At 73.0% G+C, this 23,965-nt stretch carries 24 protein-coding genes; 8 read left to right on the forward strand and 16 right to left on the reverse strand.

The annotated features are described in order from the left end of the window. Positions 1-93: 93 nt before the first annotated feature. A complete protein-coding gene (locus HF519_RS08055) occupies positions 94-645 on the reverse strand; it encodes a L,D-transpeptidase (protein WP_312859969.1) in 552 nt (183 codons plus the stop codon). Between the two features lie 163 nt (positions 646-808). Beyond that, entirely contained in the window at positions 809-1,882 is a 1,074-nt protein-coding gene (gene glpX, locus HF519_RS08060) for a class II fructose-bisphosphatase (RefSeq protein WP_169411705.1), read from the reverse strand. A 135-nt stretch (positions 1,883-2,017) separates the two neighbouring features. Between glpX and HF519_RS08065 the strand changes: the two genes are divergently transcribed. Next, on the forward strand, positions 2,018-2,710 hold the full coding sequence (locus tag HF519_RS08065) for a DUF4245 domain-containing protein (RefSeq protein ID WP_169411708.1): 693 nt from the start codon (positions 2,018-2,020) through the stop codon (positions 2,708-2,710). 21 nt (positions 2,711-2,731) lie between these two features. Here the strand turns inward: HF519_RS08065 and HF519_RS08070 are convergent, their stop codons facing one another. Genes HF519_RS08070 through HF519_RS08080 form a run of 3 tightly spaced genes read right to left on the reverse strand, consistent with a single transcriptional unit; the run spans position 2,732 to position 4,895 of the window. After that, positions 2,732-2,968, reverse strand: a complete 237-nt coding sequence (locus HF519_RS08070) for an exodeoxyribonuclease VII small subunit (RefSeq protein ID WP_169411710.1) — start codon at positions 2,966-2,968, stop codon at positions 2,732-2,734. After that, the gene (xseA, locus tag HF519_RS08075) at positions 2,965-4,272 is read right to left on the reverse strand and encodes an exodeoxyribonuclease VII large subunit (protein WP_169411712.1); all 1,308 of its coding nucleotides are present in this window, start codon (positions 4,270-4,272) and stop codon (positions 2,965-2,967) included. Before xseA ends, HF519_RS08070 begins: the two co-directional genes overlap by 4 nt. Continuing rightward, positions 4,269-4,895, reverse strand: a complete 627-nt coding sequence (locus tag HF519_RS08080) for a lipid droplet-associated protein (protein ID WP_169411714.1) — start codon at positions 4,893-4,895, stop codon at positions 4,269-4,271. Before HF519_RS08080 ends, xseA begins: the two co-directional genes overlap by 4 nt. A gap of 186 nt (positions 4,896-5,081) precedes the next feature. Between HF519_RS08080 and HF519_RS08085 the strand changes: the two genes are divergently transcribed. After that, the gene (locus HF519_RS08085) at positions 5,082-6,041 is read left to right on the forward strand and encodes a 4-hydroxy-3-methylbut-2-enyl diphosphate reductase (RefSeq protein WP_169411716.1); all 960 of its coding nucleotides are present in this window, start codon (positions 5,082-5,084) and stop codon (positions 6,039-6,041) included. Here the strand turns inward: HF519_RS08085 and HF519_RS08090 are convergent. The 4 genes from HF519_RS08090 to HF519_RS08105 all read right to left on the reverse strand — a co-directional run bounded on the left by HF519_RS08090 (position 5,971) and on the right by HF519_RS08105 (position 10,514). Next, complete coding sequence (locus HF519_RS08090; protein WP_169411718.1) at positions 5,971-6,783, reverse strand: DUF6542 domain-containing protein; 813 nt, start codon at positions 6,781-6,783, stop codon at positions 5,971-5,973. The two genes, HF519_RS08085 and HF519_RS08090, sit on opposite strands and share 71 nt — an antisense overlap. Then, positions 6,780-8,315: a DNA recombination protein RmuC gene (locus HF519_RS08095; RefSeq protein WP_312859970.1), complete on the reverse strand. Its 1,536-nt coding sequence runs from the start codon at positions 8,313-8,315 to the stop codon at positions 6,780-6,782. Before HF519_RS08095 ends, HF519_RS08090 begins: the two co-directional genes overlap by 4 nt. A gap of 208 nt (positions 8,316-8,523) precedes the next feature. Beyond that, positions 8,524-9,033 carry a methylated-DNA--[protein]-cysteine S-methyltransferase gene (locus HF519_RS08100; RefSeq protein WP_169411720.1) on the reverse strand — a complete coding sequence of 170 codons (510 nt, stop codon included), beginning with the start codon at positions 9,031-9,033 and terminating at the stop codon, positions 8,524-8,526. Further along, positions 9,030-10,514, reverse strand: a complete 1,485-nt coding sequence (locus HF519_RS08105; RefSeq protein WP_169411722.1) for an AlkA N-terminal domain-containing protein — start codon at positions 10,512-10,514, stop codon at positions 9,030-9,032. The genes HF519_RS08100 and HF519_RS08105 overlap by 4 nt, the downstream gene beginning before the upstream one ends. A gap of 133 nt (positions 10,515-10,647) precedes the next feature. Between HF519_RS08105 and HF519_RS08110 the strand changes: the two genes are divergently transcribed. From HF519_RS08110 to HF519_RS08120, 3 genes are all read left to right on the forward strand, one after another. Next, positions 10,648-10,944 carry a hypothetical protein gene (locus HF519_RS08110; protein ID WP_169411724.1) on the forward strand — a complete coding sequence of 99 codons (297 nt, stop codon included), beginning with the start codon at positions 10,648-10,650 and terminating at the stop codon, positions 10,942-10,944. Positions 10,945-11,029: 85 nt separating this feature from the next. Beyond that, a complete protein-coding gene (locus HF519_RS08115; RefSeq protein WP_169411726.1) occupies positions 11,030-12,529 on the forward strand; it encodes a sensor histidine kinase in 1,500 nt (499 codons plus the stop codon). After that, a complete protein-coding gene (locus tag HF519_RS08120) occupies positions 12,526-13,191 on the forward strand; it encodes a response regulator transcription factor (protein ID WP_169411728.1) in 666 nt (221 codons plus the stop codon). Before HF519_RS08115 ends, HF519_RS08120 begins: the two co-directional genes overlap by 4 nt. Before the next feature lie 29 nt (positions 13,192-13,220). On the opposite strand, the gene HF519_RS08125 is transcribed toward HF519_RS08120, so the two are convergent. The 4 genes from HF519_RS08125 to HF519_RS08140 form a co-directional block, all read right to left on the reverse strand. Beyond that, the gene (locus tag HF519_RS08125) at positions 13,221-13,682 is read right to left on the reverse strand and encodes a hypothetical protein (RefSeq protein WP_169411730.1); all 462 of its coding nucleotides are present in this window, start codon (positions 13,680-13,682) and stop codon (positions 13,221-13,223) included. Positions 13,683-13,885: 203 nt separating this feature from the next. Then, positions 13,886-14,200: a hypothetical protein gene (locus HF519_RS08130; protein ID WP_169411734.1), complete on the reverse strand. Its 315-nt coding sequence runs from the start codon at positions 14,198-14,200 to the stop codon at positions 13,886-13,888. A gap of 114 nt (positions 14,201-14,314) precedes the next feature. Beyond that, the gene (locus HF519_RS08135) at positions 14,315-15,103 is read right to left on the reverse strand and encodes an aminoglycoside phosphotransferase/kinase family protein (protein WP_246242811.1); all 789 of its coding nucleotides are present in this window, start codon (positions 15,101-15,103) and stop codon (positions 14,315-14,317) included. A gap of 479 nt (positions 15,104-15,582) precedes the next feature. Continuing rightward, positions 15,583-16,185, reverse strand: coding sequence for a class I SAM-dependent methyltransferase (locus tag HF519_RS08140; RefSeq protein WP_312859971.1), 603 nt, complete (start codon positions 16,183-16,185; stop codon positions 15,583-15,585). Between the two features lie 105 nt (positions 16,186-16,290). On the opposite strand from HF519_RS08140, the gene ychF reads away from it, so the two are divergent. Further along, complete coding sequence (gene ychF / locus HF519_RS08145; protein WP_169411740.1) at positions 16,291-17,364, forward strand: redox-regulated ATPase YchF; 1,074 nt, start codon at positions 16,291-16,293, stop codon at positions 17,362-17,364. A 289-nt stretch (positions 17,365-17,653) separates the two neighbouring features. Here the strand turns inward: ychF and HF519_RS08150 are convergent, their stop codons facing one another. From HF519_RS08150 to HF519_RS08160, 3 genes are all read right to left on the reverse strand, one after another. Beyond that, positions 17,654-17,965 (reverse strand): EthD family reductase, encoded by a 312-nt coding sequence (locus HF519_RS08150; protein WP_169411745.1) that lies wholly within the window; start codon positions 17,963-17,965, stop codon positions 17,654-17,656. 334 nt (positions 17,966-18,299) lie between these two features. After that, positions 18,300-18,776, reverse strand: coding sequence for a (2Fe-2S)-binding protein (locus tag HF519_RS08155; RefSeq protein WP_169411750.1), 477 nt, complete (start codon positions 18,774-18,776; stop codon positions 18,300-18,302). 11 nt (positions 18,777-18,787) lie between these two features. After that, on the reverse strand, positions 18,788-21,094 hold the full coding sequence (locus HF519_RS08160; RefSeq protein WP_312859972.1) for a molybdopterin cofactor-binding domain-containing protein: 2,307 nt from the start codon (positions 21,092-21,094) through the stop codon (positions 18,788-18,790). 564 nt (positions 21,095-21,658) lie between these two features. On the opposite strand from HF519_RS08160, the gene HF519_RS08165 reads away from it, so the two are divergent. Together HF519_RS08165 and HF519_RS32745 are read left to right on the forward strand one after the other, a co-directional pair. After that, positions 21,659-23,026: an MFS transporter gene (locus HF519_RS08165; RefSeq protein WP_169411759.1), complete on the forward strand. Its 1,368-nt coding sequence runs from the start codon at positions 21,659-21,661 to the stop codon at positions 23,024-23,026. Between the two features lie 87 nt (positions 23,027-23,113). After that, the gene (locus HF519_RS32745) at positions 23,114-23,935 is read left to right on the forward strand and encodes a helix-turn-helix transcriptional regulator (protein ID WP_169411763.1); all 822 of its coding nucleotides are present in this window, start codon (positions 23,114-23,116) and stop codon (positions 23,933-23,935) included. Positions 23,936-23,965: the final 30 nt, after the last annotated feature.

Here is a 23,965-nt window from a genome sequence, read left to right on the forward strand (position 1 = left end):
CCGGTGGGGGGACCTGCGGTGAGTCCGGCGCGGGGTAGGGCCCTACCCCGCGCCGGCCGCCGGGTAGGGCCCGGGAAGCGCCGGCTCGACCTGTCAGGTCACGACCTGGACCACGTCGCCCCCGTTCAGCGCCGTGAAGAACGTCCGGGCGGCCGTCCGCGACAGGTGGATGCAGCCGTGCGACTCCTGGGTGAGGCTGCCCTGGTGGAACGCGATGCCGCCGTTGAAGAACACCGAGTACGGCATCGGAGCGTCGTTGAACAGGCTACTGCGGTGGTTCAGGCTCTTGAAGGTCACGGCGAAGGTGCCGGGCGGAGTCCGCCAGCCCTCCCGGCCGTGTGTGATCGGGACCGGGCCGTACTGCACGATGCCGTTGCTGATGAGCCAGGCGCGGTTGGACGACAGCTCGATGCAGGCCCGGGCCGTCGATCGGCACGGGGTGCCGGCGACCCGCGAGACGACCGGGGCGGTCAGGGCAGGTGCGGCCATGGGGGCCGGCGCCGGGCCGGCGCGTCCGGTGACCGCCCCGGAGGGCAGCGCCTCCGCCGCCACGATCGCCGCGGCGGTCGGCGCTGCCTCCGCCGCCGTGCCGCTGAGAACCCCGGTCACCGCCGAGATCACGACCAATCCCAGAATGCGCAGCACGCGCATGGCTCACCCCCCGTGACACCGCCCGTCCGCAGCTGGACGAGCACTCTCCGTGTATCTCAGGTGGGGATCGGGACAGTCGGAACGCCGGTCACCACCCGTTCGGGTGAGCAGACTCTCACGGTTCCGTCACGGCTGCAGGCCTGTCCGGCTGCGGGGCTCAGGGCAGCGGCGGCGCGCTGGCCTCTCCCGAGTCCAGCGCGTCGCCGGGCACGTCGAAGTCGACCGAGGAGTACTCGCGCAGCTTCGTCAACCGGTGGTAACCGTCGATCATGCGGACGGTGCCCGACTTGGACCGCATGACGATCGACTGCGTGGTGCAGCCGCCGGTGCGGTAGTGGACACCGCGCAGCAGGTCGCCGTCGGTCACGCCGGTCGCGCAGAAGAACACGTTGTCCCCGCGGACCAGGTCATCGGTGGTCAGCACCCGGTCCAGGTCGTGCCCGGCGTCCAGCGCCCGCTCCCGCTCGGTATCGTCGGTCGGCCACAGTCTGCCCTGGATCGCGCCACCCATGCACTTGAGCGCTGCCGCGGCGATGATCCCCTCCGGGGTGCCGCCGATGCCGTAGAGAAGGTCGACGCCGGTGTTCGGGCGGGCCGCCGAGATGGCGCCGGCCACGTCGCCGTCGGAGATGAAGTGGATCCGCGCTCCGGTGGACCGGACCTCCTTGACGATCGACTCGTGGCGTGGCCGGTCGAGGATGCAGACCGTCACGTCGGCGACGTCGGTGTGCTTGGCCGCCGCCACCCGGCGGATGTTCTCCGCGACCGGCGCGGTGATGTCGATCGCGTCGGCGGCCTCCGGCCCCACGGCCAGCTTCTCCATGTAGAAGACCGCGGACGGGTCGAACATCGCACCCCGCTCGGCCACCGCGAGCACCGCGAGCGCGTTGGGCATGCCCTTCGCCATCAAGGTGGTGCCGTCGATCGGGTCGACCGCGACGTCGCACCAGGGCCCCTCGCCGTTGCCCACCTCCTCGCCGTTGTAGAGCATCGGCGCCTCGTCCTTCTCGCCCTCGCCGATGACCACCACGCCGCGCATGGACACCGTGTGGATGAGCTGGCGCATCGCGTCGACGGCCGCGCCGTCGCCGCCGTTCTTGTCGCCGCGGCCCACCCAGCGGCCGGCGGCCATCGCGGCGGCCTCGGTGACGCGGACCAACTCCATCGCGAGGTTGCGGTCCGGCGCCTCACGCCGTCGCTCACGTTGGGTGTTGCTCATCGGCGCCTCCATCGGCTCGTCGGCCCCACCCGACGGTTCGGGCGAGGCGGCCCACGGACCGGCGGGCGCCGGTCGGCGGGGAGTCGGTCCGATCCTCGCAGATCGCCGGCGCGCGCGGTGTCGAGAGCGACTGAGACCATGGTGGTCGTGAGTTCCACCCCTGATCCGCAGCACGACCCGGCCACCGGTGCGCAGCCGTCCGACGAGCCCCGGCCGACGAGTCCCACCACCACACCGCCACCGCCCACCAAGCCGGCCCGCTCCGCGCTGAGCATGCGGGACATGCTGATCGCGCTCGCCGTGCTCGTGCCGATCGTGCTGGTCATGGCCGGGTCCGTGCGGTCGTGCAGCTTCAGCCCGGGCGGACCGATGGTGTCCTCCGAGGCCGGCCCGACGGTCGACGCGGCTGCCCGACTGCGGGACTTCGCCCGCGACGTGCCGTTCGCCGTGCGCGTCCCGGCGGTCCCGCCGGGCTGGCGGGCGAACTCCACCGACCGGAGCGTGATCGAGGGTGGTGCCCGCATCGTGCGCGTGGGGTGGATCACCGCCGAGGGTCGGTACCTGCGGCTCGTGCAGAGCGATGCCGCGGAGGAGGCACTGGTGGCGACGGAGGCCGGTGTGCCGTTGCCGGGCCGCGGCACCGTCGACGCCGGGGGCCGGTCCTGGGTCGAGTACGACGCCGACGGCACCGAGCCGTTCCGGGTCACCGAGATCGCCACGCCGGGTCAGCCGACCGTGCGGTTGCTGATCACCGGGAGCGGCACCGAGGACGAGTTCCGCGCCCTGGCCACCGCCACCCTGACCGGGGATCAGCTTCCCGTCGGCACCATCCCGAACTGACGTCCGTCGCCCGGCGTCGATCTAGGGATCGGTGGGGTCGGGCGCGTCGGTGCTGCCCAGGACCTTCTCGACCCGGTCGCGGGCGCCCGCGAGCTGGTCCTCGCAGCGCCGCGCCAGCGCCTCGCCGCGCTCCCACAGCGCGACCGACTCGTCGAGGCTGAGCCCGCCCACCTCGAGGGCGCGGACCACCTCGGTCAGCTCGTCCCGGGCCTGCTCGTAGTCGAGCCCGTCGACCGGGGGTCGTTCCGCCGTGCTCATGAACCGCTCGCCTTCTTCCTGCGTGGTGCGCCGGCCGGCTCCGCCGCCCCCGCATCCTCCTCGGCCACGACCGCGGCGGGGACGGCCCCGTCGACGACGCGGATCCGCAGCCGGTCCCCGGCGTGGGCGTCGGCGACCGACCGCAGCACCGGCCACGCGACTCCCGATCCACCGTCGGCCCCGCCCGCCGGAACCCGCTGCACCACGGCGTAGCCGCGGGCCAGCGTCGCGGCCGGGCCGAGCGTGGTGAGCCGCGCCCGCAGGTGCTCGATCTCCGTCGCCCGCCGGTCCAGGCCGCGTTCCAGGCTCGTCCGCGACGCGGCGCCCAGCCGCTCGACCTCGGCGTGACGTGCCTCCAGCCCGCGCAGCGGGTCGGCCAGTGCGGGCCGGGCGCGCAGGGCGGCGAGCAGCCGCTGCTCCCGGTCGACCCAGCCCGACAGCGCCCGCCGTGCCCGGTCGCGCAGCCCCGCGATGCGGGCGGTCTCCTCGGCCAGGTCGGGCACCAGCCGGCGGCCCGCCTCGGTCGGTGTGGAGCACCGGACGTCGGCGACGTGGTCGACCAGCGGGGTGTCCGGCTCGTGCCCGATCGCGGAGACGACCGGGGTCCGGCACGCGAAGACCGCCCGGCACAGCGTCTCGTCCGAGAACGGGAGCAGATCCTCCACGCTGCCCCCGCCACGGGCCAGCACGATCACATCGACGGCGGGGTCACGGTCGAGGGCACCCAGGGCGTCGAGGATCTGCGGCACCGCGAGCGCGCCCTGGGTGGCGGTGTGCTCGATGCGGAACCGGACCGACGGCCAGCGTGCCGTCGCGTTGGACACGACGTCGTGCTCGGCGGCCGACGCCCGCCCGGTGATCAGCCCGATGCAGCCGGGCAGGAACGGCGGCCGGCGCTTGCGCGACCGGTCGAACAGGCCCTCGGCTGCCAGCAGCTTGCGCAGCCGCTCGATGCGCGCCAGTAGCTCGCCGAGGCCGACCGCGCGGATCTGGTCGACCCGCAGGCTCAACGTCCCCCGGCCCAGGAAGAACGACGGCTTGCCGTGGACGATCACTCGGTTGCCCTCGGCGACCGCGGGCCCACCCTCGCGGACCAGCCCGATGGGTGCGGTCAGCTGCAGGGACACGTCGGCCGCCGGGTCGCGCAGCACCAGGAAGGCAGTCCCGGTGCCCGGCCGGGCGGTGACCTGCGCCAGCTGGCCCTCGACCCACACCGCGCCGAGCCGGTCGACCCACTCGGCGATCTTGCGGGCGACGGTGCGGACCGGCCAGGGGGTGTCCTCGGAGGTCGGCGGGGACGTCACTCCTCGGTGACCGTGGTGATCCGGTTGCCGAGCATCGTCACGAACGGCGGGCGGTTGCGGTGCGCGGTCTCCCAGTCGAGCAGAACGCGCAGGTCGTCGACGCTGAGCTTGCGCAGCCGGGCGCGCAGCTGCGGGATCGTCATGTCCTCGTAGCCGGGCAGGATGTTCGGGCCGCCGGCGGGCGGCCCGCCGGCGCCGGCGCTGTCGTCCTCGGCGCCTGCGGTGTCCCCGGCGGCGGCCTGCGCCGTGACGCCGGCGGCGGTGGCCACGGCCGTCCCGCCGGACGGCTCCTCGTCCTCCGGCTCGCCGATCGGATCGGCCGGCCGTGTGGGGCGACGCAGCTCGGTGACGGTGCTGATGCCGTTGGTCGCCGGGCCGGGTTCGTCCTCGTCGAAGGTCGCCCAGCTGGGCGCGTCGGAGACGGGGCGCAGCGTGCACAGGGCGCGGTCGCCCTTGATGGCGAGCTCGGTGACCTTCTGCTGGATGCGCATCGACGCCTGCAGGGCCTGGCTCACTGCGGTCACCGGAAACTCGACGATCTGACGGGGGAGCTCACGGGCCTGCTCGACGGCGGTGGCGAGGAGGCCGGCGGCGATCCGCACCGGCATCGGTAGCGGCTTCATGGGGCGCATTCTTCCCTGTCCCGCCGATCGCGGCACTCGCGGGCGGACGATTCCGGCACGTCCGGGGCGTGATGGCGATCTCGCAGGCTCGGTGCCCGGCAGGCTCGTGCCTCGCCCGATGGTGGTCTCGCAAGCTCGATCACGTCCGTGCGGTCCCCGCCTCGCGGCGCACGTACGCTGGCGGACATGTCCGGATCGCATCGCAAGCGCGTCCTGCTGGCCAAGCCCCGTGGTTACTGCGCCGGCGTCGACCGGGCCGTGGAGGCCGTCGAGCAGGCCCTGGAGCAGCACGGCCCCCCGGTTTACGTGCGCAAGCAGATCGTCCACAACCGGCACGTCGTGGAGACCCTGTCCGAGCGGGGCGCGATCTTCGTCGACGAGACCGACGAGGTGCCGGAGGGGGCGCTGGTCGTGTTCTCCGCGCACGGCGTGTCGCCGGCCGTGCGGGGTCAGGCGCGCGAGCGCGAGTTGCGCACCATCGACGCGACCTGCCCGCTGGTGACCAAGGTGCACCAAGAGGCCAAGCGGTTCGCTCGCGAGGACTTCGACATCCTGCTCGTCGGCCACCGCGGCCACGAGGAGGTCGAGGGCACCGCGGGCGAGGCGCCGGAGCACATCCAGCTCGTCGAGACCGCCGAGGACGTGGCGACCGTGGAGGTGCGCGACCCGGAGAAGGTCGTGTGGCTGTCGCAGACCACGCTCAGCGTGGACGAGACGATGGAGACGGTGCGTGCGCTGCGCGAGCGGTTCCCGACGCTGCAGAACCCGCCGAGCGACGACATCTGCTACGCCACGCAGAACCGCCAGGTCGCGGTGAAGGCGATGGCTCCGCAGTGCGACCTGGTGCTCGTGGTCGGCTCCCGGAACTCGTCGAACTCGGTGCGGCTCGTCGAGGTCGCGCTGTCGGCCGGGGCCGGTGCGGCGCACCTCATCGACTTCGCCCGTGAGATCGACGAGTCCTGGCTGGACGGCGTGGAGACCATCGGGCTCACCAGCGGCGCGTCCGTGCCCGAGGTACTCGTGCGCGGGGTCATCGACTACCTGGCCGAGCGGGGCTGGGCCGACGTCGAGGAGATCAGTACCGCCGAGGAGACGTTGACGTTCTCCCTGCCCCGCGAGCTGCGTCCGAGCCGCGCCGGCCGCTAGCCGCCCCGCCGGCACGGCCCCGGGTACCGCTGCCGCGTGCCTCGGGCTGTCCGCGTTCGGTGCCCGCGTCGCGGGTCGAGCCACTCGTCCCGCGGGCGCCGGCACCGCGGGACCCCCCGGTGCCGCCGCTCCGTGAGGTGCCGCGGGTCCCACCGGTCGCCCGACCCGACGTGCGGGCGCTGCCCGCGTCGCGACCCGAGCCGGAGCGCCCGGTCCGGCCTGCGCCGCCGGACGGGCGCCGGCCCGGTCGGCCCGACGCCGGGGCGCCCGCGTCGCCGGGACGCTGCAGCAGGATCCGGGCCGCGCCGAGAGCCACGGCGACACCGGTGGTGACCGCCATCGTCGGGAAGCCGTTGATCAGCGGTGCACCGATCACCAGCAGTTTCTCGGTGATGCCGGCCCCCGGCCCCGGAGTGCCGACGAGCAGCACGACCGTGGGCACGGCGACGGCGATGAGCAGCGGTGGCTGCACCATCGGACCGAACAGGCTCCGCCGACGCACCCATGCCACCGCGAGCACGCAGCCTGCGAAGTAGCAGATCTGGAAGATCACGCCGAGGGTGCCGAGGCGGAGGATGTCGATCAACACCCCGAGGGCGGTGAAGCCCAGTGCCACCCCGACCGCCGCCACCGGTGGGACGCCCAGCACGGTGTTCAGCACGGACCGTTCGGAGACCGGCCACTGCCCGGCGAACGCCTGCTGTCTCTTCGGCCCGGCGCCAGCCCCCCGACCCACGGTCACCCGTTCACGGTAGCCCTTGGCTCCGGACCGCCGTCGGCGGCCGGTTCACGGGCGGGCTCGCGGCCCAGTTCGTGCAGCGCGACCAAGGAGTCGGCGGCCGACGCGACCAGCTCCGGTGCGGCGATCGTGCGGGGCGCCCGCTCGACCTGGCTCGGCGCGTCGAGCTCGTCGTCGGTCACCTTCAGCTCGGTGAGCTTGCGCGCGGTGACGAGGACCCGGGCCTCCAGCGAGGACACCGTCTTGTTGTAGCTGTCGACCGCCGTGTCGAGACTGCGTCCGAGCTTGGCCACGTGATTGCCCATGGTGGCGAGCCGGCTGTGCAGCTCCTTGCCGAGCTGATGCACCTGTGCGGCGTTGCGCGCCAGCGCCTCCTGCCGCCAGCTGTAGGCCACCGTGCGCAGCAACGCGATCAGCGTGGTCGGGGTCGCGACGACGACGTTGCGGGAGAACGCGTGCTCCAGCAGCGACGGGTCGGACTGCAGCGCCGCTTCGAGGAACGGGTCGCCCGGGACGAACAGTACGACGAATTCGGGTGTCGGCTCGAACGCCGCCCAGTAGGCCTTGGCCGAGAGCGCGTCGACGTGCTGGCGCAGCTGGCGGGCGTGCGCGGTGAGCCGGTCCGCGTGGCTCTGCGGGTCGCGGCTCTCCACGGCCTCCAGGTACGCGGCGAACGGGACCTTCGCGTCGACGACGATCTGCTTGCCGCCGGCCAGGTGCACGATCATGTCGGGACGGATCACGCCGTCCTCGCCACTCGCGGTGACCTGCGTGGAGAAGTCGCAGTGTTCGACCATGCCGGCGAGCTGCACGATGCGTTCCAGCTGCAGCTCGCCCCACCGGCCGCGGACCTGCGGCGCGCGCAGTGCGTTGACCAGCTGCTTCGTCTCGTTCTGCAGTTGCTCCGAGCTGCGGTGCATCGCGGTGACCTGCTCGCGCAGCCCCGCGTAGGCGGACTCCCGCTCCTTCTCCACGGTCCGCAGCTGGCCCTCGACGCGCTGCAACGTCGCCGTCATCGGGTCCAGCATCGCGCCGATCGCCTGCGCGCGGGCCGTGGCGTCGCCGTCGGCCTTGGCGGCCAGCGCCGCGGTGGCCTCCTTGATACGGCCCTCGGCGAGCGCGACGAACTGCTCGTTGTTGCGGGCCAGCGCATCGGCCGACAGCGCCTGGAAGGCCTGCTTGAGCTCCTCGTCGCGGCGGGTGAGCAGTTCCTCACGGGCGGCGCTCGCCTCCCGCTCGCTGCGCAGCGCCGCACCGGCGGCGGCGGCCTCGGACTCGGCACGGCGCAGCCGCTCGCCGACCTGCTCCGCCTGCGCGGAGAGGTCCTCGATGCGCTCCAGCAGCCCGGTGCGCTCCGCGCGCAGGCCGGCCGCCTCGGCGCGCGCGGAGGCCGAGGCGTCGGCAGCCCTGCGGGCCGCCTCGGCGATGGCCAGCTTCTGCCGCGAGCCGGCGAAGAGCCACATGGCCCCGGCACCCAGGGCCAGCCCGATGAGCAGGCCGATGAGCAGCACGTTCACCGCCGTCACGAGATCCACACGGACACTGTGCACCGGCCGCCCGACAGTTCCGCACCGCCGCGCCCGGCGCTCGGCCGGTGTACGGCCAGTGGCGCCCAGCCCTCGGCGGGCGGTCGAACACACGATCGATCCCGGTACCCACCCTCTCCCCGCGATCCCCTCCCATCCGCGCGATCAAGGGGAGAAGGGGGTCAATCGATCTCCAGGAGCGCCCTTCTCCCCTTGATCAGCGGGTTGGGGACTCGTGGGCCAGCAGCCAGTGCTTCACCTCGAGGCCCCAGCGGAAACCACCCAGGGAGCCGTCCGAGCGCAGCACGCGGTGGCATGGCACGAACAGCGCTGCCGCGTTGCGGGCGCAGGCCGACGCGGCGGCGCGGACCGCCGCCGGGCGGCCGGCCTTCGCGGCGTACTCGGTGTAGGTGACCGGGTTGCCGGCCGGCACCGCGCGCAACACCTCCCAGGCGTGCTCCAGGAACTCGCCCGATCGCTGCCGGACCCGCACCTCGTCCACAGCGGACAGATCACCGTCGTGGTACCGCGTGATCGTTTCGCCGACCGCTCCGAGCTCCGTGGCCGGCGTCAGGGCCGAGGGCCGCAGGGACGGGTGCACCAGTGGCAGCAGGGCATCCAGTTCGGACGTCCAACCCGACGCGAGGACGGCCCCGTCGTCCGCGACGACGGCGGTGAACGGGCCGATCGGGGTGTCCAGGGTGGACCAGGTCGCCGTGATGGTCATGCGCTTCTCCGGGTTCGTGGGGCTGTGGCGGCGGCCCGCCACAGGTGGGTGGCGGCATAGGACCGCCAGGGGCGCCAGCGCGCCGCGTGCCGGCTCAGCCCATCCACATCGGACGGCAGGCCGAGCGCCCCGGCGCCGCGGCGGACGGCGAGATCGGTGGGCAGCAGTTCGTCGGGTGCGCCGAGCAGGCGCATGGACAGGTAGCCGGCGGTCCACGGGCCGATGCCGGGCAGCGCGATGAGCGCGGCGCGTAGCTCGTCGGGATCGCGGCCCGGGTCGAGGACGAGCGACCCGTCGGCGATCGCCGCGGCCAGTCCGACCACCGAGGCCGTCCGCCGGGTGGGGCCGGTCAGCACCTCGGCACCCCGCTCGGCGATCGACGACGCGGTGGGGAACAGCAGGTCCGGACCACCAGCGGCGAGCCCGTCGGGCAGTCGCTCGCCCAGCGCGGCGGCCAGCCGGGCGGTCGTCGTGCGCGCCCCGGCCACCGAGACCTGCTGCCCCAGGACCGCGCGCAGTGCCTGCTCCGCACCGTCGACCGCGCCCGCCAGCCGGATCCCCGGCACGGCCGCCACCGACGCGGCGAGGGCCGGATCCGCACCGAGCACCTCGTCGACCGCCACGGGGTCGGCGTCCAGGTCCAGCAACCGGCGCAGTCGCGCGACCGCCGGGCCGAGGTCCCGCGGGTCGGCCATGCGCAGCGTGGCGGCGACGTACCCGTCGCCCGGGGTGAGCGCAACCGTCGCGGCGTTGTGCGGCAGCCGCAGCGTGCGCCGGTAGGTTCCATCCACAACGGACTCGACCCCGTCGAGTGCCCGGTCCGCGAAGTGCGCCAGCAGCCCGGCGGCGTCGAACGGGGGGCGGTAGGGCAGCCGCAGCACCAGCGTCCCGGCCACCGCGGGGACGGTGCCACGGTGACGAGCCGCGGCGGTGCGCAGCGCCGTCGGCGGCACCCCGTACACCCCGCGCACGGTGTCGTTGAACTGCCGCACGCTGGCGAACCCGGCGGCGAACGCGACGTCGGCCATCGCGAGCGGGGTGGTCTCGATGAGCAGCCGGGCCGTGTGTGCCCGGTGTGCCCGGGCCAGCGCGAGCGGCCCGGCCCCGAGTTCCGCGGTCAGCACGCGGTTCAGATGCCGCTCGGAGTAGCCCAGCCGATCGGCGAGCCCGGCGACCCCGTCGCGCTCGACGACGCCGTCGCTGATCAACCGCATCGCGCGGGCGGCCAGATCGGCGCGGCTGTTCCAGTCCGGGGAACCCGGGACGGCGTCGGGCAGGCAGCGCCGGCAGGCCCGGTAGCCGCGCTGCTGGGCGGCCCCGGCGGTCGGGAAGAACTCCACGTTCGCCGGCTTGGGGGTCGTCGCCGGGCACGAGGGCCGGCAGTAGATGCGGGTGGTGCGCACGGCGGTGATGAACAGCCCGTCGAAGCGAGCGTCGCGGGAGGCGACGGCGCGGTAACAACGATCCTGGTCCAGCAGCACGACGACGATGCTGCCACCCGTCCGCGCCGTCGATCTGGCGGGAATCAGACAGCACGGCACCCGCTGCGGCCCGACGCCGACACGGGGATGGGGATGAGAGGGGTCTCATGTGCTTCTCATCGGGGCGCCACCGATGACGGGGACGCTCGGCCGGGTGCGTCTCCCGCTGCTCGTCGCGACCGCGGTGCTGCTCGTCACCGGTGTGGTGCTGGGCGTCGTGGCGCTGCGCTCGGCACCCGCCGAGAGCGGGCCCGCCCTGACCCCGATCACGGTGCGGACGCCCGGCTCGGCGCCGCCGGGCCCCGTGCCGGCCCCCGACCCGCCGGCCGCGGGTTTCGTGCCACCGCCACCGCTCGGCGACGGGCCGGATGACGACGACGCGGACGACGACGCGGACGACCCCGACGATGACGACGATGACGACGGCTGAGCCCGGCGACCCGGCTCCAGCGCGCGACGCCGATCTCGGCGATCATCGCGGGCGAACCCGTCCGCGACCCACCCCGAGGACGCCGATGAGCGCGCAGGCCGGCGGTGCCGGGACGACAGGCGGTCCCCGTGCGTCGTGGCGGCGTGGGCTGCGCCGGGTCTCCGCGGCGCGCACCCGGATCATCGGGTGGGTCCTGCTGCTCGTGCTGGCCGCGCTCGCCGTCGTCACGCTCGTCACGTGGCGGTTGCTGATCCAGGCCACCGACGAGCGGATGGACACGTCGCTGCAGACCGAGGTGGGCGAGTTCGGGCGGCTCACCGCATCGGGCATCAACCCGACCAGCGGGCTGCCCTTCGCCTCCGTGGACGAGGTGCTGAACTTCGGTATCACCTACAACCTGGCGCGCCCCAACGAGAAGATCCTCGGCTACGTGGACGGGACGTTCCGCTACCAGAGCCGGCAGCAGGCCCCGGTGCTGCTCAAGGACGACGCCCGGTTCACCGAACTGGCCGGTGGCGTCGTCGAGCCGGCCTCCGGTCGCTACGCCAGCGCGGTCGGCGAGGTCCGCTACCTCGCGGTTCCCGTCACGCTCGCCGGTGATCCGGCCCGCGGCGTCCTCGTCGTTGCGTACTTCGCCGACCAGGAGCGCCAGGCGGCCGATGAGGCGGCCCGGCTGATGCTGCTGGTCGGGGGTATCACCATGCTCGCCGCGGCGGCCGCGGCATGGGTCGTGGCGGGTCGCATCCTGCGCCCGCTGCGGGCCGTCGCCGCCACCGCCCGCACGATCACCGAGACCGACCTGTCCGGCCGGATCCCCGCGGACCGCGCCGGGCGCGCCGGCCCCGACGAGCTCGGCGAGTTGGTCGGCACGGTCAACGCGATGCTCGACCGGGTGGAGAACGGCGTTGCCGCGCAGCGCCGGTTCGTCGACGACGCCGGCCACGAGCTGCGCACCCCGGTCACGATCGTGCGCGGTCACCTCGAGGTCCTCGACCCGGCGGACGCCGACGACGTGCGGGCCACCGTCGCGCTCGTCGACGACGAGCTGGACCGGATGAACCGGATGGTGTCGGACCTGCTGCTGCTCGCGCGGTCCGGGCAACCGACGTTCCTGCACCCGGCACCCGTCGACGTCGCCGCGCTGACCGCCGACATCCTGGACAAGCTGTCCGCCCTCGGTGATCGGCGATGGGTGCTGGAGACCGCGGCGAACATCGACGCCGTGCTCGACCCGCAGCGCGTCACCCAGGCGCTGATCGCGCTCGCCGACAACGCCTGCCGGCACACCGGGGTCGACGACCGGATCGCGATCGGCTCCCAGCTGACCGGCGGGGAGCTGCGGTTCTGGGTGTCCGACAGCGGGCCGGGGGTGGCGCCGGAGGACCGGGACCGGGTGTTCGAGCGGTTCGCGCGCGGCAGCTCCGGCCCGCGCTCCGACGGCGCCGGGCTCGGACTGGCGATCGTTACCGCGATCGCCGAGGCGCACGGGGGGCGGGTGCTGCTCGACAGCGTGCCCGGCCGCGGCGCGACGTTCACGCTGGTGCTGCCCGCCGTGCCGGCCGACCCGGAAGAACTCGAGGAATGAGCCGGATCCTGATCGCAGAGGACGAGCCGCGGATCGCCGCGTTCGTCGAGAAGGGCCTGTCCGCCAACGGGTTCGCGGTGACCGTGGTGAGCAACGGGCCGTCGGCCCACGACTACGCCGTCACCGGTGGCTTCGACCTGATGGTGCTCGACATCGGGCTGCCCGGGATGGACGGGTTCGCGGTGCTGCGCAAGCTCCGCGACAACCGGTGCACCATCCCCGTGATCATCCTGACGGCGCGTGACAGCGTGCAGGACACGGTGGCCGGGCTCGAGGGCGGCGCCGACGACTACATGCCCAAACCGTTCCGCTTCGAGGAGCTCCTCGCGCGGGTCCGGCTGCGGCTGGCCACCGACCGGTCGGCGGAGCTGACCGTGCTGTCCCACGGCGGTCTGCAACTCGACCTGCGGACGCGGCAGGCGGGGGTCGGCGGGCGGACGGTCGACCTCTCGGCGCGGGAGTTCGCGCTGGCCGAGACGTTCCTGCGGCACCCCGGGCAGGTGCTCTCCCGCGAGCAGTTGCTCAGCCACGTGTGGGGCTACGACGTCGACCCCGGATCCAACGTGGTCGACGTCTACGTCCGCTACCTGCGGCGCAAGCTCGGCGCGGAGCGGATCGTGACGGTGCGGGGGATGGGCTACCGGCTCGACGAGCTGCCCTGACACCCATCGAGGTGGTCGGCGGCGAGGGCTCAGCCCGCCCGGCAGATCGGCCCGTCCAGGTAGCCACGGCTGCAGGCCTCGCGGATCCTGTTGCGGACGTCCTCGCGCCGCTGCTCCTGGTAACCCTGCGCCCGCGGTTCCTCCGAGCGCGGCCGGGTGGAGGTCTCGCGCTGCGCGACGGCCTTCTCCTGCTCGGCCGCCGCCTGTCGCTGGGCCTCGATGAGGGCGGTCGCCCGGTTCTGGGCGGAACCGACGGCGAGCGCGGCGATCTGGCCACCCGTGACCGGCGCCATCGGGTCGGCCGAGCTCGCCGCGACCGGCGTCGGCGGGGTCATCGGAACACCCGACGCGGCCGGGGGAGGTTCGAACCCCGGCAGTGCGACCTCGCCCTCCCCGGCCGCTCCGGTCAGCGTCGCGGCCGTCGCGGCCGACACGGACAGGGCGCCCAGGACCGCGCCGGTGGCCAGCAGCCGGGGCCTCGGGAACCGCACGGGCGTTCCCCCCTTCCTCATCGGACTCGTTCGTCACTCCATGTGGACCATCGGGACGGGCCGGACGGCGTTAACCGGCCAGGTGTCCGTCCATGCCATTGAGTGACGGAAGGGACGATTCGGTCACTCAACGACACCGGACTCCCCGGGCGGGTGCCCGGGGAGTCCGATGTCGACCCACGGCGTGGGGTCGGAGCGCGGCCTCAGTCGTCGCCGGGGATGTCGTCCGGCGAGTCGCCGGGGGTGTCGTCGGGGGACGCGTCGTCCGGGCTGTCGAACGGCGAGTCCACGGAGTCGTCGACGCTCTCCAGGGGCGAGTCCGCTGATTCCGGCGAGAGATCGACGGCGCCGGACTGTGCCGGGGCGCTGCCGGGATCGGCGCTGCTGACGCTGATCGGCGCGATGTCGGTGGCGGCGCCGGGGCCGCTGTCGGCGAACGCGACCCCGGCGCCGGCCAGACCGAGTCCGCTCAGGGCGGCGCCGACGGTGATGATCTTCCAGGTGGCGGGACGCTGCATCGTGCTGCTCCTCCTCGTGGTGGTTGCCTGCTGACGGGAACCAGATTTCCGGGCGCCGGTGAGGTGATCGGGAGAGCGGGATGAGCGCCTTCTCATCGACGGGCCCACTGGGACTCAGCGCCGCGCGAGCCAGTCCTGCGCCTGCTCGACGCGTCGCTCGGTGTGGGCGGCCCAGGCGTGCTGCTGCACCCGGAACGGCCCGGTGGCCAGCGCCAGTAGGGCGGCGGCCACCCGCACGGACAGCTCCCGGCGCGGCCAGCGGGCCTCGGCGAACGCCAGCACCGCGGCGCCGTGGTCCCGCGCGCGGTCCCCCGCCAGCACCGCCAGGTGGGCCACCAGCGTCGCCCACTCGTCGATGCGCGTGCCCCGTCCGCAGGTGTCGACGTCGAGCAGCCCGGTGATCGTGCCGTCGTCGACCAGCAGCTGGGACTCGTAGAAGTTGCCGTGCACGGGCCCCACCGGGTGCTCGCCCGGGTCGGCGGCGCGCAGGTCCGCGGCCAGCCGGTCGACCCGAGGCCGCAGCCCGGGCACCGTCAGCCCGAGCACGGCGGCGAAGTGCGGCACCCGGGCGAGGTGGTCCGCCGGGGCGTGCCGGCCCGGGTGCGGCAGCTCGGCGACGGCGGGCGGGAGCCGGTCGAGCAGTGCATCGAGAGCGCCGGGGGAGGGCAGCGGGCCGCCCTCGACGAGTACGGCCCGCAGCGGTGTGCCGGCCAGCGCGGGCAGCACCACGATCCCGTCGTCGAACGCGGCCAGCACCGGCGGGACCGGGAGGTGCCCGGCCAGCAGGTCGTGGCGGCGGCGCAGCGCGTCGAGCGCACCCGGGCGCACGATCTTGAGGAAGACCCGGGTGTCGCGGGTGTGCACCTCGAGCACCGCGCGCCGCCCCGGGCGGTAGGCCCGCACCCGGATCCGAGGGACGTCGGGAGCCCGAGCCGCCGCCCCAGCTCGGCCGGTCGCTCGGCCCAGGCGAGGCCGGGCAGCGCCGGGTCCTGCGGCCACCGCCACAGCCCGACCTGCACCGGTGCGCCGTCGACCTCACCGGCGAGCACCGCCGCCCCGGCCGGGATGCGCGTGCCGGTTGTCGCGGCGACGGTCTCCCGGGTGCGACGGCCGTCCGCCCGCTCCACGTCGGCCGCGTACTGCACGACGGCGCTCCCCCCGGGCTGCACCCCGACGTTCGTGACGCGCACCGACAGCAACCGGCCGCCGTAACCGTCGAGTGCGACCTGCAGCAGATCAGCGGCGCCCGGGCCGAGGAGCAGGCCCAGCGGTTCGGGCCATCTGGCAGCGGCCCGATCCGGGGCCGGGTGCAGCGCAGGGGTCATGCCCCCCACGCTCGCCGCCGGGTATGGCGGGGCCGTGAGAGTCCGATGAGGGCGTTCTCATGTGGTCGGCCTGGGCCGGCGGCACACGAACGTCCGGGCCGGGGGAACGTTGCGCATCACCGTCGCCGTGGTCAGCACCTCGTCGAAGGACTCGTCGAGCAACTGCCGGAACTCCCGCATTCGGCGGGGCAGTCCTGGCACGTAGCAGACCGTGGTGAACACCCCGGACGGCCGCAGGACCCGGGTGACCTCTTCGATCACCCGCCGCCGCTGATCGGCCGGCAGCAGCGTGAACGGCAGCGAGGACACCACGGCGTCCACCGGGCCGGCCCCCGCGCCCGCGAGCAGCCGACCGAGATCGGCCGCGTCGCCCTCCAGCACCTCGAGCCAGGGCAGGGTCGCGCGCAGGTGTGCGACGAGCGGCGGGTCCACCTCGACGGCGAGGTAGCGGGCGGCAGGATCGAGCCGGCGGCGGATCGAGGGGCACAGCGCGCCGGTACCCGCGCCGATCTCGACCACGGTCGGACTGCCGGTGCTGGGCAGCACCCGGCTGAGCTCAGTAGCCATCGCGGGGGAGGTCGGGATGAACGTCCCGATCCGTTCCGGCCGGCGCGCGGCGCGGCGCAGGAGCAGCAGGTGGCGGTCGGCGAATGTCGTCACAGCTCAGGATGCCCCGCGATCGTCGATCCGAACAGTTCAGACATGATCCTGCCTCGGTGGGCGGCGCCGTCGGCGCCCCGCCGACCGCGACTACCCTGAACTCTCGTGAGTCTCACCCTCGGCATCGTCGGCCTGCCCAACGTGGGCAAGTCGACCCTGTTCAACGCGCTGACCCGGAACGACGTGCTGGCGGCGAACTACCCGTTCGCGACGATCGAGCCGAACGTCGGGGTGGTGCCGCTGCCCGACCCGCGGTTGGAGAAGCTGGCGGAGATCTTCGGATCGGCCCGGACCCTGCCCGCGACGGTCTCGTTCGTCGACATCGCGGGCATCGTGAAGGGCGCCTCCGAGGGCGCGGGCCTGGGCAACAAGTTCCTGGCCAACATTCGTGAGTCCGACGCGATCTGCCAGGTCGTGCGCGTGTTCGACGACCCCGACGTCGTGCACGTCGAGGGTCGCGTCGACCCCTCCGCCGACATCGAGACGATCGCGACCGAGCTGATCCTGGCCGACCTGCAGACCCTGGAGAAGGCGGTTCCGCGGCTGCAGAAGGAAGCGCGGATGCAGAAGGACCGGCGTCCGGTCCTCGAGGCGGCCGAGGCTGCGCAGGAGATCCTCAACGGTGGCACCACCCTGTTCGCTGCGGGGGTCGACCGCGCCCCGCTTCGGGAGCTCTCGCTGCTGACCACCAAGCCGTTCCTCTACGTGTTCAACGCCGACGAGGGCGTCCTCACCGACGAGGCGCGCCGCAAGGAGCTGGCCGACATGGTGGCCCCGGCCGACGCGGTGTTCCTCGACGCGAAGGTCGAGTCCGAGCTCCTGGAGCTCGACGACGAGTCGGCCGCCGAGCTGCTGGAGTCGATCGGGCAGGACGAGCCGGGCCTCAACGCGCTGGCCCGCGCCGGGTTCCACACCCTCGGGTTGCAGACCTACCTCACGGCCGGCCCCAAGGAGGCCCGGGCGTGGACGATCAAGAAGGGCGCCACGGCCCCGCAGGCCGCCGGGGTGATCCACACCGACTTCGAGCGCGGCTTCATCAAGGCCGAGATCGTGTCCTACGACGACCTGGTCGCGGCCGGGTCGATGAACGCCGCCAAGGCCGCCGGCAAGGTGCGCATGGAGGGCAAGGACTACGTGATGGCCGACGGGGACGTCGCGGAGTTCCGCTTCAACGTCTGACCGGGCCCGTCTGCCCTGCTCAGCGGCTTACGCTGCATCGCCGTACGTCAGCCGTTCGGCAGTAGGCCCGAACACCTCGGCGAGCATGGCCGCCGCGGCGGCGCCGGTACGGTCCTCGCGGCCGGCCGGGCCCGCTCCAGCGCGTCCAGCGCCACCCCGAGGCGTCCGACCAGGTCGGCGAGCGCATCGAGATGCGGCGCAAGTTCCCGCCGTCGGGCCTTTCCCGGCCGGCCACGCGGACACCGTCGCGCCGATCAGCGAGCCCCGATCGCCCTCGCGCGGCCCGGCTCTACATCTTCACGTCGCTGATCTGGATCGTCGGCTGGATCGACGTGTAGTTCGGGATGTCGCCCATGATCTGCTCGGCGTGCGGCCCGAAGGACTCCTGGAACGCCTCCGGCGAGTCGAACAGCAGATGGCCCATCGCGACGAAGGCCGGCGGTGCGTCTGGCGTCCCGCCTGCCACACCCTGCTCGACCGAAACGCCTTTGAGCGCCGCGCCCAGCTTCTCCTGAACCATCGGGATGTGCTGGCCCAGGTAGTAGTCCATGTCGAACTTGGCGCTCTCATCGCGCGGATACAGCACGCTGACCTTGATCATGGCATCCCTTCAGCCGGGTTTTACCTGTCACATGCGCACCCACAATCCCGCAGGGGGTGAGCGAGGGCAAGACCACGACTCGTGCGGGCATGATCTGGCGGGCGAGCGCCATTCCGCGCTCGCTGCGCCGGTCGGGGTGCGGTGAGCCGATCCTTCTCGTCAGCCGGGGCCGAGCAGCGCGGCGGCGAGTCGGCGTGCGCCGCGATCCACCGGGACGCGCGATGGCTTCGGACGTGCCGACGGCGCGCGATCACGCCGTGAGCGGAACCACCTCGCGCACAGCACGGGGGCGGGACCGGCACAGCCCGATCCCGCCCCCGTCCACCTCGAGCGACTACATCTTCTCCGCGCCGGCCTTGATGGCCTCCCGGATGCGCATGTAGGTGCCGCAGCGGCAGATGTTGCGGATCTCGTCGAGGTCCTCGTCGGTGATCTCGCGACCCTCCGACTGCACCTGCCGGACCTTGGCGACCGCGGCCATGATCTGCCCGGGCTGGCAGTAGCCGCACTGCGCGACGTCGTACTCCAGCCAGGCCTCCTGCATCGGGTGCAGCTTCTTGCCCTCGGAGTCGGCGAGGCCCTCGATCGTGGTGATCTCGTCGTCCGGCTCGATCTCGGACACCGGCACGGCGCACGGGTTGAACGCCTTGCCGTTGATGTGGCTGGTGCAGGCCTTGCAGACATTGATGCCGCAGCCGTACTTGGGCCCGCGCACGCCGAGCTTGTCGCGCAGCACCCAGAGCATGCGGACGTCGTCCTCGACGTCGACGTCGACCTGCTGGCCGTTCAGCTTGAAAGAGTGGTTCGGCACGGGAGGCTCCCTCAGAAGGTGAAGTCGAGGCCGTTGGTCGGCGACTCGGGAATCGGCGGCACCAGCGGCTTGGGCTCGAAGCCCAGCTCGTCATGGAGGATGGGGAAGAACTTCGGGATCTCGCCGATGGCCGCGGCATAGGCCGACGCGATGGCGCCGCACGCGGCGGCGACACCGGCCTCGCCGGCGCCCGGGACCTCGAGGGTCGGGTCCGGTTCGAGGATCTCGATGTTGATCTCCTCCGGCACGTTCCACTGCCGGGTGTAGAAGTAGTCGTCCCAGCTGCCCTCGAGCGGGATGCCGTCCTTGATGTGCAGGCCGGCGGTGAACACGAGTCCGACGGCGTCGGTGATGCCGCCCATCAGCTGGGCCTCCATGCCGCGCGGGTTGACCACGACGCTGCCCGGGATCGCGGCGTACCAGACCTTGGTCACGCGCGGGCCGGTCTTGCCGTTGCGGATCGGCCGGTTGACCGTCTCCGGCCGGGCGTCGACCTCGGCCATGCAGGCCATGATCATCTTGTACTCGTCGTGCACGGCGATCCCGTATCCGACGCCGTCCGGCACCGACCGGCCCCAGTCGCCCATCTCCGCGACCTTGTCCAGCACCTTGCGCAGGTGGTCGGTCTTGGCATAGGCGCGGCGGAACTCGTAGCGGTCCTGCCCCATCGCGTTGGCCAGCTGGTCGACGACCAGCTCCTGGGCGAGCCGGACGTCCGGCGAGTACACGTTGCGCACGCTGCTCGTGGGGAACTGCAGCGGGATCTCGTGGAGCAGCTGGTTGGTGACGCCGAAGTTGTAGGACGTCTTCGCGGTCAGCAGGAAGAGCGACTGCGCCACGGAGTAGTTGCCCGGGGGCAGCTTCGTCGCCTGCGCGCTGATCGCCTCGCCGAGGCCGTGCTGGGTGTCGGTCTCCACGCTGGTGTGGTGCTGGTGGTAGGCCAGCACCGCGTCGTCGTTGTAGGAGGTCCGGATGCTCACCGTGGTCATCGGGTGCGTGCGGCCGTGGCGGGCGTCGTCGGTGCGGTGCCACATCAGCTTGACGGGGCGGCCCATCTTCTGCGACGCCTCGGCCGCCTCGAGCGCGGCGTCCGGGAACAGGTGGCGCCCGAAGGAACCGCCGCTCTGCACGACGTGGAGGGTGACCGCGGTCTGGGGGATCCCCAGCAGCAGGGCGATCTCGGCCTGTGCGGTGATCGGGACCTTGGCGCCGTACCAGATCTCGGCCTTGCCGTCGCGCACGTCGGCCACGGCGCCGTTGGTCTCCAGCGGGCTGCCGCTGCGGAAGGCGAAGGTGAAGTCGGTCTCGATGACCTTGGCGCCGGGCAGCCCCGGGGGCAGCGGGATGGCGGCCGCGCGCAGCTTCTCGATGATCGTGTCGTCGGACTCGCCGTCGACGAGGCCGGGGCCCCATTCGATGTCGAGCGCCCGCACGGCGTCGATGCACTGACCGAAGGTCTCGGCGGCGACCGCGACACCGGTGCGGATCGTCGCGATGTCGACGACGCCCGGCATGTTGCGGACCTCGTCCTCGTTGCGGATGCCCTCGACGGTGCCGCCGATCGACGGCGGGCGGGCGACCATGGTCGGGGTCGCGCCCGGGACGTCGAGGTCCATCGCGAACTGCTTGCGTCCCGTGACGGCGTCGTAGGCGTCGAGGCGGTTCTGCGGGGTGCCGACGATCTTGAACTCGGACGCGGGCTTGAGCGGGGGCGCCTCGACCATGCGGGTCTCGGTCGCCGCGGCGGCCTTGGCCAGCTCGCCGTAGGACAGCACCGTGCCGGCGGGCCCGGTGATCAGCCCCTCCCTGCTGGTGAGACGCTCGCGGTTCTCCTGAAGGATCGCGGCGGCGGCGTCGAGGAGCGCGCCCTTGGCGATCGCCGCGGCGACCCGGATCGGCGTGTACATCGCGTGGATGGTGTTCGAGCCGCCGGTGAGCTGGTTGAACACCAGTTCGGGCCGGGCGTCGGCCAGGGTGATCTTCACCTTGTCCAGCGGGACGTCCATCTCCTCCGCGATGATCATCGCGATCGAGGTAGTGATGCCCTGGCCGACCTCGGCGCGCGGCAGGTCGAAGGAGACGGTGCCGTCCTCGTTGACGACGACCGTGATCAGGTTCGCCGTCGGGCGAGCGGCGTCGGTCAGGGCGTCGCTCAGGTCGTAGAGGTCGGCGGGTTGCGGCGGCGCGGGGATCGCGGCGGAGGCGGTGTCGCCCCCGGCGAGGTCGATCCCGAGCTTCACGCCGACGGCGAGCGTCGGCGCGGCGAACAGGTAGCCCAGGAAGCGGCGGCGCCCCATGTCGCGGTGCCCGAAGGCCACGGGCGCAGACGAACGGCGGTGAGCCGGCATCGACGGTCCTCTCGGCTGCCCTCGGCGTGACTCGCCAGGGGCGGTGTGTGGTGGTGGTTTGTCGGCGAACGATGCCGAGAGCGTCGAGTTGCTCCAGGTGGGGTGCGAGCGGGTCGCGCGTCGTGGCGCTCCGGCGTCGTTGTGTGCAGTTCATCACTCAGATGCTGTAGGAGGCGGGATCAGCGGGCGGCCGGGCCGTAACCAGGCGTATCGGAGATCACTTCGCGCCCGGCGCAGTCGCCGTACACCACTCGATCGGGTGGCTTCTTGCGCGACGGCCGCCGCTACCCCCGCACGGGTGTACGGGGATGGCGGGCCGGTTCCGATATCCGGAACGTGTGCTGCCGCTCGTCATCGCGGGCAGGGGCCGCCCCCGCGTCCCGCGCCCCGCGTCGCTCGGCGACCGGGTTCGCGGCCCCGGTGCAGCCGGCGGCCGTGTCGATGCCCACTTTCGTGCGTAGCGACCGTCGACGCCTGCACCGCATCCTTCCCTCCTTCCCGTCGGACATCCGGACGAACAGGAGCCATCACCACATGTCCATCTCGGAGCCGAGGGCCGTGCCCATCCGTCGTGTCGCGATGGCGAGCTGCGTCGGCACGACCATCGAGTTCTACGACTTCTTCATCTACGGCACCGCCGCCGCGCTGGTCTTCCCGAAGGTGTTCTTCCCGGCGCTCGGCACGGCCGCGGGGACCGTGGCGTCCTTCGCCACGTTCGCGGTCGCGTTCTTCGCGCGACCCGTCGGCGCGATCGTGTTCGGCCACTACGGCGACCGGATCGGCCGCAAGCGGACGCTGATCTCGACGCTGCTGCTCATGGGCACCGCGACGGTGCTCATCGGCCTGCTGCCCGGTGCCGGCACCATCGGAGTGGCCGCACCGATCATCCTCGTCGCGCTGCGCTTCGCGCAGGGCTTCGCCGTGGGCGGGGAGTGGGCCGGGGCGACGCTGCTCACCGCGGAGTACGCGCCCGCAGGCCAGCGCGGCCGCTACGGAATGTTCCCGCAGCTCGGCCCAGCCATCGCGTTCGGTCTGTCCAGCGCCACGTTCCTGATCACCGGACTCGTCATGGGCGACAGCGACGACGCGTTCCTCACCTACGGCTGGCGCATTCCGTTCCTGCTGTCGATCCTGCTCGTCGGTGTCGGGTTGTACGTGCGGCTGAGCATCGAGGAGACCCCCGCGTTCCGGGCCGAGCAGGCGCAGGCGCCGCTCGACCGGCCCAAGCGGCTGCCGTTCCTGGAGGCGGTCCGCAGCCAGCCACGGGAGATCCTGCTCTCGGCCGGCGCGCTCACGATGCTGTTCGCGTTCTTCTACATGGGCACCGCCTACCTGACCAGCTACGGCACCAATCCCGGCGGCGCGGCCCTGTCCCGCCCCGTCGTCCTCGCCATCGGCGTCGGTGCGTCCGTCGTGTTCGGTATCGCGATCGCGATGGCGGGTGTGCTGTCGGACCGGTTCGGCCGGCGGAACCTGATCATGACATCCGCCGCGCTGGGCATCGTCTGGGCGCTCGTGCTGTTCCCCGTGCTCGACACCGGCACCCCGGTGGCCTTCGCGATCGGGCTGACGGTCACCCTGGTGATCTTCGCGATCTCGTACGGACCGGCGGGCTCCTATCTGCCCGAGCTGTTCACGACCCGGCACCGCTACACCGGGGCGGGGCTGGGCTACAACCTCGCCGGGGTGCTGGGCGGCGCGATCCCGCCGCTGCTCGCCCCCGGGCTGGCCGCCTCGTTCGGCAGCATCGCGATCGGTGTGATGCTCGCACTCACCGGCGTGATCTCGCTGGTCTGCACCTACGTCCTGGCGGAGACTCGCGGCGTCGACATGGCGTCCGAGGAGGGACGGCGGCCGCGGTCCGACGTCCACCCGCCGGGGCCCGGCACGCCGCGGAGGTGAGTTCCGTTCGGCCGCCGGTATGACCCGCGACACCATTGGCCCGATCGGTCGTTGGACGCGGTAACCGGCGGGACCGAGGGAGGCCCTGTGGACGACGACGTCGCGGCGCGCACCGTGGTGGACAAGCTTCTTCCCGAACGACTCGGGATTCTGCAGCGGGTGAGCGGGGTGCCTGTCGTCTTCGGGGGTACGACCAGGCCGGGGAGCAACGGGCGGGAGCTGGTCATCACGCGGGTCGCCGGCACCTTCGGCGACTCGTTGCGGGATCTCGCCGTGCACCCCGGGCGAGGTCTCGGAGGCACCGTGCTGAGCCGCGGCGTGGTGTGCCGGGTCAACGACTACGCCTCCACGACCACGATCACCCACGAGTACGACCGCATCGTGGTCGGGTACGAGAGGCTGACCTCGATCTTCGCCATGCCGGTGGTCGTGCGGGGTGCGGTGCACGCCGTCCTGTACGGCGCGGTGCGCGACACGCAGCCGATCGGGGACCGTGCGGTGCGCAACGCCGGCCTGATCGTCGCCCAGATGCAGCGGGAGGCGGACGACCTGCTCCGAGCCGAGGAGCGGCGGAAGGTGCCACCCGCCCCGGCCCGGTCCGCGCTCGACGACCTCGCCGCCCTGATCCGTGGCACCACCGACCCGTCGCTCCGGGAGCGGCTCGCGCGCATTCACCACGACCTCGGCGGGCGGCCCGAGCCCGCAGCGGGCGACACCACCCTCCTCGCCCCGCGGGAACTGGACGCGCTGCGCCTCGTCGCCGTCGGCGCCAGCAACGTCGAGATCGCCGGTGCGCTCGGCCTGAGTCCGGAGACCGTCAAGGCCTACCTGCGCACGGCGATGCGCAAGTTGAACGTGCGCAACCGCACCGGGGCGGTGCACGCCGCCCGCGTCGCCGGGATCCTGTAGCACCCGGCCCGGGTCGTCGGGAGGATCGTC

Source organism: Pseudonocardia bannensis (assembly GCF_012911875.1).
GTDB lineage: Bacteria > Actinomycetota > Actinomycetes > Mycobacteriales > Pseudonocardiaceae > Pseudonocardia > Pseudonocardia bannensis.

Coding starts and splice junctions, on each gene's coding strand:
- glpX (WP_169411705.1), bottom strand. CDS start 1,882: ATGGAGGCGCCGATGAGCAACACCCAACGTGAGCGACGGCGTGAGGCG.
- HF519_RS08070 (WP_169411710.1), bottom strand. CDS start 2,968: ATGAGCACGGCGGAACGACCCCCGGTCGACGGGCTCGACTACGAGCAG.
- HF519_RS08080 (WP_169411714.1), bottom strand. CDS start 4,895: ATGAAGCCGCTACCGATGCCGGTGCGGATCGCCGCCGGCCTCCTCGCC.
- HF519_RS08085 (WP_169411716.1), top strand. CDS start 5,082: ATGTCCGGATCGCATCGCAAGCGCGTCCTGCTGGCCAAGCCCCGTGGT.
- HF519_RS08100 (WP_169411720.1), bottom strand. CDS start 9,033: ATGACCATCACGGCGACCTGGTCCACCCTGGACACCCCGATCGGCCCG.
- HF519_RS08110 (WP_169411724.1), top strand. CDS start 10,648: ATGACGGGGACGCTCGGCCGGGTGCGTCTCCCGCTGCTCGTCGCGACC.
- HF519_RS08115 (WP_169411726.1), top strand. CDS start 11,030: ATGAGCGCGCAGGCCGGCGGTGCCGGGACGACAGGCGGTCCCCGTGCG.
- HF519_RS08120 (WP_169411728.1), top strand. CDS start 12,526: ATGAGCCGGATCCTGATCGCAGAGGACGAGCCGCGGATCGCCGCGTTC.
- HF519_RS08130 (WP_169411734.1), bottom strand. CDS start 14,200: ATGCAGCGTCCCGCCACCTGGAAGATCATCACCGTCGGCGCCGCCCTG.
- HF519_RS08150 (WP_169411745.1), bottom strand. CDS start 17,965: ATGATCAAGGTCAGCGTGCTGTATCCGCGCGATGAGAGCGCCAAGTTC.
- HF519_RS08165 (WP_169411759.1), top strand. CDS start 21,659: ATGTCCATCTCGGAGCCGAGGGCCGTGCCCATCCGTCGTGTCGCGATG.